This is a genomic window from Microbacterium sp. UBA1612 (assembly GCF_002321605.1).
In the GTDB taxonomy this organism is placed as follows: Bacteria; Actinomycetota; Actinomycetes; order Actinomycetales; family Microbacteriaceae; genus Microbacterium; species Microbacterium luteum.
This window is the reverse complement of record NZ_DCMW01000019.1, coordinates 47,152-62,440: the sequence shown is the minus strand read 5'-3', so window position 1 is coordinate 62,440 and position 15,289 is coordinate 47,152. Positions and strand designations below refer to the sequence as shown.

Below are 15,289 nucleotides of genomic sequence, written 5' to 3'. Positions count from 1 at the left end.
GCGCATCGGATACAGAAATGTATCCAAATCTCGTCAGACCGCCTGGAGGACGTGTGTCCACTCTGCTGTTCAGCCTCGGACGCTGGTCCTACCGCCACCCCTGGCGCGTGCTCACGACGTGGCTGCTGCTGCTGGTCGTGGCCGGCGTGAGCGCGGTGACCTTCATGGCGGGGACCGACAACTCCTTCTCGATCCCGGGCACCGAGGCCCAGGAGGGCATCGTGCAGCTGGATCGCACCTTCCCGCAGGCCAGCGGCACGAGCGCGCAGGTGCTCGTGGCGGCACCCGACGCGGAGGCGGTCACCGACGACGCGTATCGCACGGCGATCGACGACGCCCTGTCGGCGTTCGGCGACCTCGACGGGGTGCTGGCGGTCACCGACCCCTTCGACGAGAACGTCTCGGGCCTCGTCTCCGACGATGACGAAGCGGCGATCATCCGGCTCCAGCTCGACGGTCAGGCCACCGACATCCCCGCGGGAACGGAGGAGGACCTGCAGGAGATCGCCGACGATCTGCAGACCGCCCTCCCCGAGGCGCAGGTCGTGCTCGGCGGCGACCTCTTCTCCACCGAGATCCCCTCGCTCTCCCCCATCGAAGCGGTCGGCGTGCTCATCGCCCTGTTCGTGCTGATCGTGACCTTCCGGTCCTTCGCGGTGGCGTGGTTCCCGCTCGTGAGCGCCCTCATCGGCGTCGGACTCGCGATCGCGCTGATCTTCGTCGCCACCGCTTTCGCCACGATCTCGTCGACCACGCCGATGCTCGCGATCATGCTGGGGCTCGCGGTCGGGATCGACTACGCCCTGTTCATCGTCGCGCGCCATCAGGATCAGGTGCGCGCCGGCGTCGAGCCCGAGGAGTCCGCCGCGCGCGCGACCGGCACCGCCGGCTCCGCGGTCGTCTTCGCCGGCGTGACGGTGCTCATCGCCCTGGTCGGACTGTCCTTCGCGAACATCCCCTTCCTCACCACGATGGGGATCGCCGCGGCCGTGGCCGTCGCCATCGCCGTCCTGGTCGCGGTGACCCTCACTCCCGCACTCCTCGGCTTCGCGAAGGGGCGCGTCGTGGGATGGCGCCGCCGTCCGAGCCGCCGCGCCCGACGCGCGCGCACCCGGCCACGCCGCGGATTCGCCGAGCGGTGGGTGCGGGCCGTCACGCGGCATCCGATCGTCACCACGGTCTCGGTCGTCGCCGTGCTCGGCACGATGGCGATCCCGGCCGCGAGCCTCACCCTGGCCCTTCCGAACGCCGGCACGCAGCCGACCTCGAGCGAGGCCCGGCAGACCTACGACCTGACCGCGGAGTACTTCGGACCGGGCGAGAACGGCCCGCTCATCCTCACCGGCACGATCGTCACCTCCACCGACCCGCTCGGGCTCATGGACGACCTCGCCGACGAGACCGCAGACGTTCCCGGCGTCAAGGAGATCGCGCTGGCGACGCCCAACGAGACCGCTGACACCGGGCTCATCCAGGTGATCCCCGAGACCGCCCCCGACGACCCCGCCACCGCCGACCTCGTGCGGGAGCTTCGTTCCCACCACGACGAATGGCTCGAGGAGTACGGCGTCGATCTGAAGGTGACCGGCTTCACCGCCGTCGGCATCGACATCTCCGACCGCCTGGGCGCCGCGCTGATCCCGTTCGGGATCTTCGTCGTCGGGCTCTCGCTGATCCTGCTGACGATCGTGTTCCGCTCGATCTGGGTGCCGCTGAAGGCCGCCGCGGGATACCTGCTGTCGGTGGCGGCGTCGTTCGGCGCGGTGGCCGCCGTGTTCGAGTGGGGCTGGCTCGCCGACGCGCTGCACGTCACGCGCACCGGCCCCGTCATCAGCTTCATGCCCATCATCCTCATGGGCGTGCTGTTCGGCCTCGCGATGGACTACCAGGTGTTCCTCGTCTCGCGCATGCGCGAGGACTACGTGCACGCCCACCGCGCCCACGGCGGCCGTGCGGACCGGCTCACCGCCGTCGGTGCCGTGCGCACCGGTTTCGTCTCGTCGGCCCGCGTGGTCACCGCCGCCGCGGTGATCATGTTCGCGGTCTTCGCCGCGTTCGTGCCCGAGGGCGACTCCTCGATCAAGCCGATCGCCCTCGGGCTCGCGGTCGGCATCGCCGTCGACGCGTTCCTCGTGCGCATGACGCTCGTTCCGGCGGTCATGGCGCTCCTCGGCGAGAAGGCCTGGTGGATGCCGCGCTGGCTGGACCGCATCCTGCCCCACTTCGACATCGAGGGCGAGGCCGTCGAACGCGAGCGCGCCCTGGCGGACTGGCCCGAGCCGAACACCATCGCCGTCGTCGTCGCCGACGACCTCGGCGTGCGCACCGACGCCGGCCGCGTCTTCGCCGGCGCGACGTTCCGCGTCGATCCCGGGGACACCCTGCTCGTCACCGCGGACGCCGGCGCCGCCCGCGCGTTCGCCCTCACCGTCGCGGGGCGGCTCGATCCCACCGACGGGCGCCTGCGCGTGGCCGGCCATCTGCTCCCCGGCCGCGCCGCGTGGGTGCGCGCGCACGTCGGCATCGCCCTTCTCGACGAGGCCGACGATCCGCTCGCGGCGCTGCGCACGGCCCTGCGCGGCGCGCGCCTGGTGGTGGTCGACGGCCTCGACCGGCTCGACCGCGCCGCGCGTGACCAGGCCGCGGCGCTGATCCGCGACGCCGGCGCGCGCGCCGCGGCATCCGCTCCCCTCACCGTCGTGGCCACCGCCCGCACCGAGGGCCCCGCGCTCGCGGCGCTCTCCGACGCCCACCGCCCCCACGTCCAGGCGCTGGCCCTCAGCGCCCGCACCACCGCATCCGAGGTGAACGCATGACTCTCCCGATCGAACGCGCCCGCACCCGTCACCCCGTCACGTGGGTGACGATCATCGGCGCCCTGCTGCTGCCGGTGGTCGTCGGCGCGATCCTCGTCGCCGCGTTCTACGACCCGGCCGAGCGCCTCGACAACGTGACCGCCGCGATCGTGAACGACGACGAGCCGGTCACGATCGACGATCAGACGGTGCCGCTGGGGCGCCAGCTGACCGCGGGGCTCGTGGAGGGCTCGGACGACCTGCCGAGCAACCTCGACTGGACGATCACGAACGACGACGACGCGGCGGCGGGCCTCGCCGACGGCACCTACTCCGCGGTCGTGACGATCCCCGCCGAGTTCTCCGCCGCCGCGACCTCGACCGCCGGAGACGACCCTGAGCGCGCGGTCATCGAGGTCACGACGGCACCCGACAACCTCGTCGTCGACGACGCGATCACCGCGCAGATCACGTCGGCGGCGGCATCCATCATGGGGCAGGAGCTCTCCGAGGTGTACCTCGAGAACGTCTTCCTCGGGTTCACCACCCTCGGCGACCAGCTCGGCGAGGCCGCCGACGGCGCCGACCAGCTCGCCAGCGGGGCGGACCAGCTCGCCGACGGCACCGCGCAGTACGTCGACGGCGTGGGCCAGCTCGCGGCGGGCGCGCAGCCCCTCGCCACCGGCGCCTCCGCCCTCGCGCCGGGCATCGGCGAGATCGCCGACGGCGCCGCCGCCCTGTCGGCCGGCGGCTACGAGGCGGCCGACGGGATCGACGACCTCGCCGGGGGTGCGAGTGCGCTCTCGACCGGCGCATCCGACCTCGCCGACGGCCTGTCCTCGCTCGCCGACCTCACCGCCCAGATCCCCGAGATCCCGCAGGGCGTCATCGACGCCGCCGACGCGGTCGCCGCCAACAGCGAGGAGATCGGGCAGTTCGTGACCGGCTCGGCCGCGACCCTCACCGCTCTCGCCGACGAATGCCGCGCGGCCGGCGACACCGGCACGGTGTGCGCCGAGATCATCGCGCTGTCCGACGAGACCAACGCCGCGCTGCCGACGGTGACCGAGATCCTCGACGACTCGGATGAGATCGCCGCGGGCATCGCGCAGTTCCAGGATGCCGGGCCGCAGCTCACCGCGGCTCTGCAGGCCTCGGCCGCCGGCGCGGACGAGATCGCGACGGGCATCGGCGGCATCGCCGGCGGCGCGAGCCAGGCCGCATCGGGGGTGCGCGAGATCGCGGCCGGCACCGGCGCGCTCGGCACCGGCGCCGACGAGGCCTCCGCCGGGGCCGCACAGGTCGCCGACGGCGTCCAGCAGCTCGCGGACGGCGCGCAGCAGGCCGCGGACGGTGGCACGGCACTCGTGACGGGTTCCGATCAGACCGCGGATGGAGCCGGCGAACTCGCCTCGGGGCTGCACACCGCGGCCGACGAGATCCCCTCGTACACCGACGATGAAGCCCAGACGCTCGCGAGCGTCGTGGCCGACCCGGTCGAAGCCGACGGGATCGGCAGCGACCTGTTCGGCGCCACCGCGGTTCCGCTCCTCGCGGCGCTGGCGCTGTGGATCGGCGGGCTGGGCACCTTCGTCGCCCTCCAGGCCGTGACCGCTCGCGCGCTCACCTCGCGGTCGGCCTCCGCGCTGCTGGCGCTACGGGGCCTCGCGCCCGCCGCCGCCATCGGCGCGGCGCAGGGGCTCCTCGTCGCCGGTGTCGTGCAGATCGCCGCGACATACGAGTTCGGCGAGTGGACGGTGTTCGCGGGAGTGTGCGTCGTCGCGGGCATCGCCTTCGCCGGCGTCAACCAGGCGCTGGTGGCCGTCTTCGGCGGAGCGGGCCGCTGGATCGCCGCCCTCGTGGCCGTGCTCGCCGTCGCCGCGGGCATCGTCTCGACCGTTCCGGGATGGCTGTCCTCGCTCGCCGGGGCCATGCCGACCGCACCCGCCTACAGCGGCATGGTGGCCGCCCTGACCTCCGACGGGAGCGTCGGCGCGGCCCTGGTCGGCCTCACGGTGTGGATGCTGCTCGCCTTCATCGCCACCGTGATCGCGGTCGCGCGGCGCCGGTCCGCCCCGGCGGCGCACCCGCTTCCGGCCTGACCCTCCCGCCACGACGTTCACCTGTCACCAGACGTCGCTGAGCGCTCGCGAAGCGACATCCAGCGGCAAGTGAACACGCATTCTCGGGCGCCAGGCCGCGAGGCGCGAGGCGCGGGGTCAGGAGAGGCCGCTGTAAGCGTGCAGGCCCTTGAAGAACATGTTGACGATCGTGAAGTTGAACAGCACCGCCAGGAAGCCGATGATCGACAGCCACGCCGACCGCGTGCCGCGCCATCCGCGCGTGGCGCGGGCGTGGATGTATCCGGCGTAGAGCACCCAGATCACGAAGGTCCACACCTCCTTGGTGTCGAACCCCCAATAGCGGCCCCACGCGTCGTTCGCCCAGATCGCACCGGCGATGAGGGTGAAGGTCCAGAAGATGAACCCGATGATCGCGAAACGGTAGGCCAGCGACTCCAGGGCGTCCGCACTCGGCAGTGTGCGCAGGAAGCCGGGCCCGGTGCGCACGACGGCGCCGTCGGCCGCTTCGGCGACCTTGCGCTCGCGGCGGGCCTGCAGCAGCTGCGCGACCGACAGACCGAAGGCCAGCGCGAACAGGGCGGTGCCGAGCGAGGCGACGAACACGTGGATGACGAGCCACACCGACTTGAGGGGATCCATGAGCGGAACCACCTCGACGTAGAACGACAGCGTCGCTCCCCCGAGCAGCACGACCACGAGGCCGGTGATGAAGGTGCCGAGGAAGCGCAGGTCGTACCGGAAGAGCACGCCGAGGTACACCGCCACGACCAGCAGCAGGCCCGTCATGGCGAACTCGTACATGTTCGACCACGGCACGCGCTCGGCCGCGATTCCACGCAGCACCGTCGCGCCCAGGTGGAACAGGAACGCCAGCACCGTCAGCGAGGTTCCGATGCGCGCCCACAAAAGGCGCGGGCGCGCGCCCGGCGCTGACGCGATCTCCGCCCCGGCACGGCGCTCCCGCGCGGTGACATCGGTGATGCTCTCCCCGCCCGCGGCGACGAGCTCGCGGTCGCGTGCGCGCGCATCCTTCGCCTCCACGGCGAGCGCGGAGCGTCGGGCGAGATCGATCGCGTAGGCGACGAACGCGAGGGCGTACACCGCGATGGCGGTCCAGACCAGCAGCACCGAGACGTCGTCGAGCGAGAGGGTGTCGGTCATGGCGTCAGTCTACTTTCGGCGTGTCGGGGGTGGATGCGGCCGCGTCCGTCCGCTCGGCGGACACCCGCTCGCGCACCGCGGCCTCGTGCGACGTGGCGAGCTTGTCGACGGCGGCGGCGAGGGTCGGGTCCTCGCCGCGGGCGAGGCCCGCGTACTCGAGATCGACGGACCCGTCGCGGGCGGTCGCGGTGACCCACATGCGGCGGCGCGGCACGAACAGTCCGGCGAGCAGACCGAGGGTGGCGAGCACGGCGAACGCGAGGACCCAGGGCGCGCCGACGTCGCGGTGGAGGGAGAGCGAGACGAAGCGCTTGACCGATTCCTCGTAGCCCTCGGCCCCGGCGGGCGACTCGTTCTCGAAGGTGACGGTGCCGAGGCCGTCCGGCAGCTGAGCGGTGTCGCCGGGAGCGAGCTCGAGCGCCGGCTCGTCGACGCCGCGCCCGGCGAGCTGGGTCATGTCGGTCGGGTCGAGCGTGTACACCGACCGGGGCGTGCCGTCGTCGATGCCGAGGTCGCCGGCGTAGACGTTGATCGTCATGACAGGGTTCACCAGGGCGGGATACGCGGAGGTGAACGCGCCGGAGGGCAGCTCGAACTGCGTCGGATAGAAGAACGCGGTCATGCCCAGCTGATCGGGCAGTCCATCGGGCACCTTGATCACGCCGAGCGAGGTCATGTTGGTGTCCTGCGGCAGGAAGGGAACGGACTCGGAGAAGACGATCTCGCCGTCGGCGTCGCGCACCGTGATCGTCGGGGCGTAACCGTTGCCCATCAGGTAGACGCGATCGCCGTCGATGTCGACGGGATGGTTCACGCGCACCGACTCCGTGGATGTGTCATCGCCGTTCCGGACCGTGAGGTTCGCCGAGAAATCCCCCGCCTGACCGGCGGCCGTGGACCCTGCCGGCTCGTAGGTCACCTCGAACTCGTCGAGCGTGAGCGCATAGGGCGACAGACCGTCGGTGTCGACGAAACGCCCCGGGTTGAAGGAGGCGTAGTCGAGCATGGTGTTGACGAACGTGTCGTCTTCGACGATGACGCTCTGGCCGGTGTAGGTGAATCCGCCGCCGACCCCCACGGCGATCAGCACGCCGACGAGCGCACCGTGGAAGACGAGGTTGCCGGTCTCGCGGGCGTAGCCGCGCTCGGCCGACACCGACAGGCGCCCCCGCGCGTCGTAGCGCTCGACGCGATAGCCCGAGCGCCGCAGCTGCGCCTCGGCAAGCGAGACGGCTTCCTCGGCCGCCGCGGCGGTGTCCGCGCCCGCCACGACGGGAACGGAGACAGTGCGATGGTCGTCGAGGCGGGACAGCCGGGCGGGCGTGCGCGGCGGCTTGGCGCGGAGCGCCTTCGCGTGGTGCCGGGTGCGCGGGATCACGCATCCGATGAGGGAGATGAACAGCAGGATGTAGATCGCCGAGAACCAGGGCGACGTGTAGACGTCGAACATGCTCAGGTAGTCGAGGATCGGTGCGAGGTCGGGATTGTCCGCGTAGTACTGCGTGACGCCGTTCGGATCCGCGCTGCGCTGCGGCACGAGGGAGCCGGGGACGGCCGCGATCGCAAGGAGGAGCAGCAGCACCAGCGCGGTGCGCATCGAGGTCAGCTGACGCCAGCCCCAGCGCATCCATCCGACCGGGCCGAGGGCCGGCTGCACCGGGTCCGAGCCGCCGCTCGGCGCATCGGCGTGGTCGTCGGGACGCAGCGTCGCCTGTTCGGCGGCGGGTTCAGAGCGGGAGCGGGACATCGAGGAGCACCCCCTGCAGGCCGGTCATGAGAAGCGTCCACACGCCGGAGACCATCAGCACGCCGAGGGCGACCAGGAGCGCACCGCCGACGATGTTGACGGCGCGGATGTGGCGGCGCAGGAACGCCACCGACCGCGTCGCCCATCCGAACCCGAGGGCGAGGAGGAGGAAGGGGAGCCCGAGCCCGAGCGAGTAGGCCAGGCCCAGGATGCCGGCGCGAACCGGGTCGCCGAGGTTCCACGAGACGGAGATGATCGCCGCGAGGGTCGGGCCGATGCACGGCGTCCAGCCGACGCCCATCGCGAGGCCGAGCAGGGGGGCGCCGATGAGCCCGAGATTGCCCCGCACGTGCGGGTGGACCGTGCGCTGGGCGAACCCGAAGACGCCGATGAAGACGAGGCCGAGGAGGATCACGACCACGCCCAGCACGCGGGTGATCGGATCGGCGTACTGCAGGAAGAACCGCCCGAGCGTGCCGCCGAGGATCGTCACCGCCATGAACACCACCGTGAAGCCGGCGATGAAGAGCACGACGCCCAGCACCAGCCGACCGCGCGGCGTGAACTCGACAGGAGAATTCGACCCGCTCCCGCCGCTCGGCGCGGCAGGAGCGGCGCTCGAGGCGGAGATCTCCTGTCGTGTTGACGCAGGCGCGACGCGACGCGGGGCGGCGGCTCCGCCGATGAACCCCAGGTAGCCGGGCACGAGCGGCAGCACGCACGGCGAGAGGAACGACACCAGGCCGGCGAGCACCGCTACCGGCACGGCGAGCCACATCGCGCCGCCGAAGACGAGTTCGGTCACGACGTCTCCGCGAGCGCGTCGCTCACGAGGGTCTCGAGCACCGACGCGTCCTGCAGCTGGCCGATGATGCGCGCGGCCACCCGCCCCTCGGCGTCGAGCACGAGGGTCGTCGGCGTCGCGCTGATCGGCGTCTTCTCGGCGAAGGCGAGCTTGACCTCCGGGGTCACCGACGCCAGCACGCTCGGGTAGGTCACCCCGTAGGTCTCGGCGAAGGCGAGCGCGGTGCCGGCGGAGTCGGTGGTGTTGATCCCGAGGAAGGTGACCTCTTCGCCGTCGAAGGCGCCGTGAGCCTCTTCCAGTGCGGGGGCCTCCGCGCGACACGGACCGCACGCGGCGTACCAGAAGTTCACGACCACGACGTCGCCGGCGACATCGGCGTCGGTGATCGTGGCACCGGTGTCGAGCTCACCCGAGAACGTCACCGGCTCGCCGCGCTCCGCGACCGGGATCTCGACGACGCGCAGTCCGTCCGCGGCTATGAAGCCCTTGTTGTCGCCCGCGCGGTACTGCTCCGCGAGCGGGTCGTTCGAACAGGCCACCAGCGCCCCCGCGAGCGCCAGGGCGGCGACGATGGATGCGGCCACGCGGCCGGTGCGCGCGGCACGGCGGTCTCTCATACCGCCCCCACGTCGCTCGCGCCCGAGGTCTGGGCGGGCTCGGCGTATCCGATCTCGGTCCACAGGCCGTCGCGCATCTCGAACGAGGTCACACTCGACAGCGCGCAGCGGCGCTGCCGCGGGTCGTGCCGGGACGATTCGCCCGCGGCCGCGAGGTGCGTCACCCAGATCGGCAGCTGGTGCGAGACGATGACGGCATCGCCGCCCTCCGCCTGCTTCCAGGCATCGGTCATCGCCTGGTTCATCCGCACGATCACCTCGGCGTAGGGCTCCCCCCAGCTCGGCAGGGCGGGCTTGCGCAGATGGCGCCAGTTCAGCGGGTTCATCAGGGCGATCCGCATGCGACGGCCCTCGAAGACATTCGTCGGCTCGATGACGCGCTCGTCGATGCGGGGAGCGACGCCGAAGACCTCGGTGAACGGCTCCGCCGACTCCTGCGTGCGCTCCAGCGGCGAGCACGTGAGGGATGTCACGTCGCGCCCCGACGCCTGCACCCATTCGGCGGCGGCCCGCGCCATGTCGCGCCCGGCGGAGCTCAGCGGGTAGCCGGGCAGTCGTCCGTAGAGCACGCCGCGGGGGTTGTCGACCTCCCCATGGCGCACGAGATGAAGGCGTTCGGCAGGCACCGCTTCAGTCTACGTGGGGGCCCGCTATGGACGGGCTGAGCGTCGGCTGGACCGGGCGAAGTGCCGCTCGACGGCCACGAGGCCGAGCACGACGGCCGCCCCGACGACGGCGAGCACGATCGGCAGCACCACCGGCTCATACGGAAGGGCGAGCGCTCCGATCCCGTGGTCCTCCCCGGCCGGCAGATCCTGCCACGGCCAGAGCGCGCGCAGCGATCCGAACATGAGACCGGCCATGGCGATGAGGGTGAGGCGCCGGTGGTGACGCAGCAGCCACGTGATCACGCGCACGATCGTCACCAGGCCCACGAGGGCCCCCAGGGCGAACACGGCGAGGTACCCGAGGTCGCGCTCGTCGACGGCCCGGAGGGTCGGGGAGTACAGGCCGATGGCGAGCAGGAAGAACGACCCGGAGACGCCGGGCACCACCAGCGCGCACACCGCCACGGCAGCGGCGAAGAAGACGGCGATCAGCGGCGGATCGGCGTCGAAGGAGCCCCCCGCGAAGTCGATGGCGACGAACGCCACGGCTGCGGCGGCGAGGAAGAGCAGGACGCCGCCGATCCGAGCCCGCGCGGTGCGGTGCGCGCGGGGCACCAGCTGGAGGGGCACGAGGATGCTCGCGGCGACGAGGCCGAAGAACAGTCCGCGCGAGGCCTCGACGTTCTCGGTGACGAACGCCTCGACCGTTCCCGCGAGGGTGAGCACCATCGCCGCCATCCCGATGAGGACGGGGACCACGAGCACCCAGTCGACCCGTCGCATGCCCTCGACGAAGCCGGAGCGACGGTCCGGGCCGAGCAGCAGGCGCTTCATCGCGGTCACGACGCTGTCCGCCGAGGCGATCAGCCGCTCGTAGACACCGGTGATGAGGGCGATCGTGCCGCCCGAGACGCCGGGGATGAGTTCGGCGAGACCGATCAGGCCACCCCGCACCACGTCGAGCAGGGCGATGAGGACGGCGCGCACGCGTGAGGAGGAGCGGCCGGTGTCGGTGGTGGTCATCGTGCCTCGCGGTCGGAAACGGGAAGGTGCCCTCCGATGCTAGAGCGCCCGGGCCTCGCGCACCTGGGGATTCGCCCGCGACAGCCCGCTGGGGCGCGACGGCCGCGGCGTCTAGACTCGGTCATCGTGAGTGAACGCGTTCTCGTCAAAGATCTGCAGGCCCGCGAAGACGGCTCCGTCTCCGTCTCGGGATGGGTGGAGACCGTCCGCGATCAGAAGAAGGTGCAGTTCGTCATCCTGCGCGATGAATCCGGTGCCGTGCAGCTGGTCAACCCGGCAACGCGCGAGATCAGCGAGGACGCCACCGCCGAGCAGGCGGCAGCCCTCGCCCTCACCGAGACCATCTCCGCCCTCACGCACGGCACGTTCCTCACGGTGCACGGTGCGCTCAAGCACGACGAGCGCGTCAAGCTCGGCGGCGTCGAGGTGAAGATCGCCGGTCTCGACATCGCGAGCGAGGCGCTTCCCGAGACGCCCATCGCCGCCGACAGCGGGCTCGACAAGCGCATGGACTGGCGCTTCCTCGACCTGCGCCAGCGCCGCAACAACCTCGTCTTCCGCGTGCAGACCACCCTCGAGCACGCGATGCGCTCGTACTGGATCGAGCGCGACTATATCGAGGTGCACTCCCCCAAGCTCATGGCGTCGGCGTCGGAGTCCAACGCCGAGCTCTTCGAGGTGCCCTACTTCGAGGACAAGACGGCCTACCTCGCGCAGTCGCCGCAGTTCTTCAAGCAGATGGCCCAGGTCGCCGGCTTCGGCAAGATCTTCGAGATCGCGCCCGCCTTCCGCGCCGACCCCTCCTTCACGAGCCGCCACGCGACCGAGTTCACCTCGATCGACGCCGAGATCAGCTGGATCGACGGCTGGGAAGACGTCGCAGCGATGCAGGAGGAGTTCCTGGCCACCGCGATCCAGGCCGTCGCCGACAAGCACGGCGACGAGATCAAGGAGCTCTTCGACCTCGACGTCGTGGCGCCCACGGTGCCCTTCCCGCGCATCCCGCTCGCGGAGGCACGCGAGATCGTGGCCGCCCGCGGATACGAGATCCCCCGCACCGACGGCGACCTCGACCCCGAGGGCGAGCGTCAGATCGCCGCGCACGTGGCGGAGACCTACGGCCACCCGTTCGTGTTCATCACCGACTACCACCCCGAGATCCGCGCCTTCTACCACATGCGCGACGAGGAGACGGGGCTCACCAAGAGCTACGACCTGCTCTACAACGGCGTCGAGATCACCACGGGCGCACAGCGCGAACACCGCGTCGAGGTGCTCATCGAGCAGGCGAAGGAGAAGGGACTCGAGCCCGAGCACCTCGAGTTCTACCTGAATTTCTTCCGCTACGGCGCTCCGCCCCACGGCGGGTTCGGGATGGGCCTGGCCCGCGTGCTGATGCTCCTGCTCGGTCAGGAGTCGATCCGCGAGGTGACCTACCTCTTCCGGGGCCCCACGCGCCTGGCTCCCTGACCGATCGTCAGGGCGTCAGCGCGGCGCGCAGGCGATCGGCCGACACGCGCCAGTGCGCGTGGAACTCGCCGTCGATGAGAACGACCGGGATCTTCTCCCACCATCGCGCGTAGAGCTCGGCGTCGTCGAGGATCGAGCGCTCCTCGATCACGACATCCTGCCCCGACTCGGCGACCACGAGGTCGACCACCTCGCGCGCCACGTCGCACAGATGGCACTCCGGCTTGCCTATGAGAGTGATCGTCGTCACCTGACAATCCTAGGCAGGAGCGGTCAAGGGCTCGTCGCCTGAGGGGTCTCACCCGTAATCTGGACGCCCTCGCAGCGTCGCGTCACGTCCCGATCCCCCGATCCGCAGGAGTGCCCGATGCTCGATCCCTGGTTGCAGTTCGCCATCGTCCTCGTCTCGGCCCTCATCGGCGCCGTCGTCGTCGCCGCCCTGGTCGCCCTGGCCGTGCGCACCGCCGGACGCCGGCGCGCGTGGTCGACCCTGATGATCCGGCGGGGGCGACGCCCGTTCCGGACGCTGCTGCTCGTCATCGCCGTGTGGATCGCGCTCCTGACCGCCTTCCCGGGGCCGCGTGAGGAGTGGATGCCGGGCATCAACCAGCTCTTCACGATCCTCGTGATCGCCGCCGGCAGCTGGCTGATGATCGCCGCCGTGCTCTTCGCGACCGACCTCGCGATCGGCCAGTACCGCATCGACATCCCCGACAATCGTGTCGCACGGCGCATCCGCACCCAGACGCTCATCCTCCGGCGGCTGGCCATCGCCATCATCGTCGTGATCGCGGTCGGCGCGGCCCTGCTGACCTTCCCCGCGGTGCAGACCATCGGCGCGAGCGTGCTCGCCTCTGCCGGCATCGCGTCGATCGTCGCGGGCCTGGCGGCGCAGTCCGTGCTGGCGAACATGTTCGCCGGCATCCAGCTCGTCTTCAGCGAGGCTCTGCGGGTCGACGACGTCATCGTCGTCGAGGGCGAATGGGGGCGGGTCGGCGAGATCACCCTCAGCTACGTCGTGCTCGACCTGTGGGACGACCGACGGCTGGTGCTCCCCTGCACCTACTTCACCACCACGCCGTTCCAGAACTGGACGCGCGAGGGCAGCGAGCTGCTCGGATCGATCGAGCTCGACCTCGACTGGCGCGTTTCTCCCACGCGGATGCGCGAGCACCTCGAGCGCGTGCTCGCGGAGACCGAGCTGTGGGACGGCCGCGCGTCGGTGCTGCAGGTCACCGAGGCGACCGGCGGGCTCGTGCGCGTACGCGTGCTCGTGACCGCGCAGGACGCCCCGACGCTGTTCGATCTGCGCTGCTTCGTGCGCGAGGCGCTTGTCGACTGGGTGCAGCGCCAGATGCCGACGGCCCTGCCGGTGCAGCGCGTCATGATGACCGCCGACACCGGCCACGTCGAGGCCGAGGCCCCGCGCGGCGACGTCGATGGGCTGTTCACCGGCAGCGTCGCCGCCCAGCAGCGCGCGAGCACCTTCACGCAGGGCGTGCCGATCGTCTCACCGGAGGACGACGCCGACGATGCCTCCGCCGAGTCCGCTGCGGGGGCGGGTCACCGCTCGACCGGGTAGCCCGCCGCGATCCACTCCGACGTGCCGCCCTCGACGTTCGTCGCGTCGTAGCCGCGCTGTTCGAGCGCCTGCACGATGCTCGCGGAGCGTCCGCCGAGTTCGCAGATGATGTTCATCGGCCCGTCGGGCAGCTCCGCGAGCCGCTCGCCGAAGACCGACATGGGGATGTTGACGGCGCCGGGCACGTGGCCGGCGGCGTATTCGTGCGGTTCGCGCACGTCGATGACGGGGATGGATCCACGCTCGGTGAGCTCATGGACGGTGATGGTCTGCATGGTGCCTCGGGTCGAAATGGTGCATACGGCCGTCATGGCCGCCAGCAATTCTGTCAGAAAACACGAAGCGCCCGTCCGGAGGACAGGCGCTCGGTGTGGAAGCCGCTTACTTCTTGTTGCGGCGCTGGTGACGAGTCTTGCGAAGCAGCTTGCGGTGCTTCTTCTTCGCCATGCGCTTGCGGCGCTTCTTGATGACAGAACCCACGGAAAACCTCACTAAGTCGAAGTCTGGACGCACATCCACGGTCGGATCGCGTCCGGGAACGGGCAGATGCGAAAAATGCCTCGGAACAGCTTATCAAATGCGCGCGCGGTCCTCGCGCGCGCCGGCAGCGATCAGCCCGCGTCGGCGATCGGCCGCTCCATGGCGGCCGTCACGGCCGACTCCGGCACCCGGTAGCTGCGCCCGAATCGCACCGCCGGCAGCTCGCCGGAGTGCACCAGTCGATAGACGGTCATCTTCGATACGCGCATCAGTTCAGCGACCTCTGCGACGGTGAGGAAGCGCACGTCGGGAAGTTCGGCCACGATGTCCCCTCTCGTGCGTCCCAGTCGGATCTCCCTGATCCTGGGAGGAGTCTATGACCTGCGCGCGACGCGTGTAAACCCGTGTGACTCGTGTGACTCGAGCGCGTCGGCGCGTTCAGCGTCCGGGCAGCCGGCGCCACGCGTTCGTGACCACGTGCTTGGCGGATGCGGCGGCCCTCCCCACGACCTCCGCGGCGTGGGCGGCGGAATCCGGCAGGGCCCCGGAGGCGACCGCCTGCAGGTCGTCGCTGTGCGTGAAGAAGGGCACGAGCCAGTCGTCGACCTCGTCGAGCGGTTCCGCGGAGAGGCTGTAGTAGCGGTGCTGCCCCTCCTCCCGCACCGACACCAGGTGCGCCTCGCGCAGCACCTTCAGGTGCTTCGACACCGTCGGCTGACTCACGCCGAGCTCGCCCACGATGTTCGAAACGCTCGTGCCGTCCTGGCCGGAGGTTGCGCGATCGAGGAGCAGTCGGAGGATGTCGCGACGCGTTCCGTCTGCGATCACGTCGAAGATGTCCGCCATGTGGTTAGGTTAGCCGGACGCGCACCGGAGTACCATGAGGTCGACTTTCGCTCGGAGAAGACGACACAGAC

Annotated in this window: 15 protein-coding genes; 4 read left to right on the top strand and 11 right to left on the bottom strand. The window is 70.9% G+C overall.

Annotated elements, in window-relative coordinates; all coding sequences use genetic code 11:
- Positions 1 to 53: 53 nt before the first annotated feature.
- Both B3S45_RS08060 and B3S45_RS08055 read left to right on the top strand, forming a co-directional pair.
- On the top strand, positions 54 to 2,816 hold the full coding sequence (locus B3S45_RS08060) for an MMPL family transporter (protein WP_286719618.1): 2,763 nt from the start codon (positions 54 to 56) through the stop codon (positions 2,814 to 2,816).
- Positions 2,813 to 4,897: a YhgE/Pip family protein gene (locus B3S45_RS08055; RefSeq protein ID WP_071043929.1), complete on the top strand. Its 2,085-nt coding sequence runs from the start codon at positions 2,813 to 2,815 to the stop codon at positions 4,895 to 4,897. The genes B3S45_RS08060 and B3S45_RS08055 overlap by 4 nt, the downstream gene beginning before the upstream one ends.
- A 117-nt stretch (positions 4,898 to 5,014) precedes the next feature.
- On the opposite strand, the gene ccsB is transcribed toward B3S45_RS08055, so the two are convergent.
- From ccsB to B3S45_RS08025, 6 genes are read right to left on the bottom strand one after another with little or no spacing between them, the layout of a single operon-like run.
- A complete protein-coding gene (gene ccsB / locus B3S45_RS08050; RefSeq protein WP_194384672.1) occupies positions 5,015 to 6,040 on the bottom strand; it encodes a c-type cytochrome biogenesis protein CcsB in 1,026 nt (341 codons plus the stop codon).
- Positions 6,041 to 6,044: 4 nt separating this feature from the next.
- The gene (gene resB, locus B3S45_RS08045; protein WP_286719614.1) at positions 6,045 to 7,787 is read right to left on the bottom strand and encodes a cytochrome c biogenesis protein ResB; all 1,743 of its coding nucleotides are present in this window, start codon (positions 7,785 to 7,787) and stop codon (positions 6,045 to 6,047) included.
- Positions 7,768 to 8,565: a cytochrome c biogenesis CcdA family protein gene (locus tag B3S45_RS08040; protein WP_286719963.1), complete on the bottom strand. Its 798-nt coding sequence runs from the start codon at positions 8,563 to 8,565 to the stop codon at positions 7,768 to 7,770. The genes resB and B3S45_RS08040 overlap by 20 nt, the downstream gene beginning before the upstream one ends.
- Before the next feature lie 23 nt (positions 8,566 to 8,588).
- Positions 8,589 to 9,209 (bottom strand): TlpA family protein disulfide reductase, encoded by a 621-nt coding sequence (locus B3S45_RS08035; RefSeq protein WP_286719612.1) that lies wholly within the window; start codon positions 9,207 to 9,209, stop codon positions 8,589 to 8,591.
- A complete protein-coding gene (locus B3S45_RS08030; RefSeq protein ID WP_194384670.1) occupies positions 9,206 to 9,835 on the bottom strand; it encodes a histidine phosphatase family protein in 630 nt (209 codons plus the stop codon). The genes B3S45_RS08035 and B3S45_RS08030 overlap by 4 nt, the downstream gene beginning before the upstream one ends.
- A 24-nt stretch (positions 9,836 to 9,859) precedes the next feature.
- Complete coding sequence (locus B3S45_RS08025) at positions 9,860 to 10,840, bottom strand: DUF368 domain-containing protein (RefSeq protein ID WP_286719608.1); 981 nt, start codon at positions 10,838 to 10,840, stop codon at positions 9,860 to 9,862.
- Between the two features lie 126 nt (positions 10,841 to 10,966).
- Here B3S45_RS08025 and aspS point away from each other — a divergent pair, with 126 nt between their 5' ends.
- Entirely contained in the window at positions 10,967 to 12,310 is a 1,344-nt protein-coding gene (gene aspS / locus B3S45_RS08020; protein WP_286719606.1) for an aspartate--tRNA(Asn) ligase, read from the top strand.
- Between the two features lie 7 nt (positions 12,311 to 12,317).
- Here aspS and B3S45_RS08015 read toward each other — a convergent pair whose 3' ends face one another.
- A complete protein-coding gene (locus tag B3S45_RS08015; RefSeq protein ID WP_286719604.1) occupies positions 12,318 to 12,560 on the bottom strand; it encodes a glutaredoxin family protein in 243 nt (80 codons plus the stop codon).
- Between the two features lie 117 nt (positions 12,561 to 12,677).
- On the opposite strand from B3S45_RS08015, the gene B3S45_RS08010 reads away from it, so the two are divergent.
- Positions 12,678 to 13,892, top strand: coding sequence for a mechanosensitive ion channel family protein (locus B3S45_RS08010; RefSeq protein ID WP_286719603.1), 1,215 nt, complete (start codon positions 12,678 to 12,680; stop codon positions 13,890 to 13,892).
- Here the strand turns inward: B3S45_RS08010 and B3S45_RS08005 are convergent.
- From B3S45_RS08005 to B3S45_RS07990, 4 genes are all read right to left on the bottom strand, one after another.
- Positions 13,874 to 14,167: a rhodanese-like domain-containing protein gene (locus B3S45_RS08005; protein WP_071043938.1), complete on the bottom strand. Its 294-nt coding sequence runs from the start codon at positions 14,165 to 14,167 to the stop codon at positions 13,874 to 13,876. The two genes, B3S45_RS08010 and B3S45_RS08005, sit on opposite strands and share 19 nt — an antisense overlap.
- Positions 14,168 to 14,273: 106 nt before the next feature.
- Positions 14,274 to 14,372, bottom strand: a complete 99-nt coding sequence (locus B3S45_RS08000) for a 30S ribosomal protein bS22 (RefSeq protein WP_003792170.1) — start codon at positions 14,370 to 14,372, stop codon at positions 14,274 to 14,276.
- A 131-nt stretch (positions 14,373 to 14,503) separates the two neighbouring features.
- The gene (locus B3S45_RS07995; RefSeq protein ID WP_071043939.1) at positions 14,504 to 14,695 is read right to left on the bottom strand and encodes a helix-turn-helix domain-containing protein; all 192 of its coding nucleotides are present in this window, start codon (positions 14,693 to 14,695) and stop codon (positions 14,504 to 14,506) included.
- 115 nt (positions 14,696 to 14,810) lie between these two features.
- Complete coding sequence (locus tag B3S45_RS07990; protein ID WP_071043940.1) at positions 14,811 to 15,218, bottom strand: ArsR/SmtB family transcription factor; 408 nt, start codon at positions 15,216 to 15,218, stop codon at positions 14,811 to 14,813.
- Between the last annotated feature and the right edge of the window lie 71 nt (positions 15,219 to 15,289).

Excerpts from the sequence above, each read along its gene's own strand:
- B3S45_RS08040 (WP_286719963.1), bottom strand. The coding sequence starts at position 8,565 with ATGTGGCTCGCCGTGCCGGTAGCGGTGCTCGCCGGCCTGGTGTCGTTC.
- B3S45_RS08035 (WP_286719612.1), bottom strand. The coding sequence starts at position 9,209 with ATGAGAGACCGCCGTGCCGCGCGCACCGGCCGCGTGGCCGCATCCATC.
- B3S45_RS08055 (WP_071043929.1), top strand. The coding sequence starts at position 2,813 with ATGACTCTCCCGATCGAACGCGCCCGCACCCGTCACCCCGTCACGTGG.
- B3S45_RS08010 (WP_286719603.1), top strand. The coding sequence starts at position 12,678 with ATGCTCGATCCCTGGTTGCAGTTCGCCATCGTCCTCGTCTCGGCCCTC.
- B3S45_RS08025 (WP_286719608.1), bottom strand. The coding sequence starts at position 10,840 with ATGACCACCACCGACACCGGCCGCTCCTCCTCACGCGTGCGCGCCGTC.
- B3S45_RS07990 (WP_071043940.1), bottom strand. The coding sequence starts at position 15,218 with ATGGCGGACATCTTCGACGTGATCGCAGACGGAACGCGTCGCGACATC.
- B3S45_RS08005 (WP_071043938.1), bottom strand. The coding sequence starts at position 14,167 with ATGCAGACCATCACCGTCCATGAGCTCACCGAGCGTGGATCCATCCCC.
- ccsB (WP_194384672.1), bottom strand. The coding sequence starts at position 6,040 with ATGACCGACACCCTCTCGCTCGACGACGTCTCGGTGCTGCTGGTCTGG.
- resB (WP_286719614.1), bottom strand. The coding sequence starts at position 7,787 with ATGTCCCGCTCCCGCTCTGAACCCGCCGCCGAACAGGCGACGCTGCGT.